The 333-nt window shown below is 42.0% G+C and carries 1 protein-coding gene; it reads left to right on the top strand.

Features of this window, described 5'->3' with window-relative positions; all coding sequences use genetic code 11:
* Positions 1 to 146 precede the first annotated feature (146 nt).
* On the top strand, positions 147 to 333 hold a 187-nt coding region (locus ACTNBU_RS12795), incomplete at its 3' end, for a hypothetical protein (RefSeq protein WP_441034482.1).

Genomic DNA, 333 nt, shown 5'->3' with positions numbered 1-333 from the left:
AGCAGAGAAATAATGGCTATTTTTTCGCTTAAATTACCTTAACCAAGTGCAAATAGCGGCTAATACATTGAGCAGGAACAGGACAAAGGCTATTATTCAGAGGTTCCCTAGGAAAAACAGGGGTAATGCGGTAAAATATCTGCAAAGTGATTCAGAAGTTTGAAAGAAAAAGTTTGCAGGTGATGAAGATGTATCGGCACGAAGATTATGACCAGCTTAAGATGGAGATGCCCTTTGGGGTCACATTGCGTGAGGATAACCGGTGGGTAATCCTCAGCAAGAAGTTCCCTTGGAAAGAGATTGACCGGGAGTATCAGGAACATTTCAAGAGCA

This window comes from Dysosmobacter sp. HCP28S3_G4 (assembly GCF_052065175.1).
Taxonomy (GTDB): domain Bacteria; phylum Bacillota; class Clostridia; order Oscillospirales; family Oscillospiraceae; genus Oscillibacter.
This window is presented reverse-complemented; position numbering and strand designations above follow the sequence as displayed.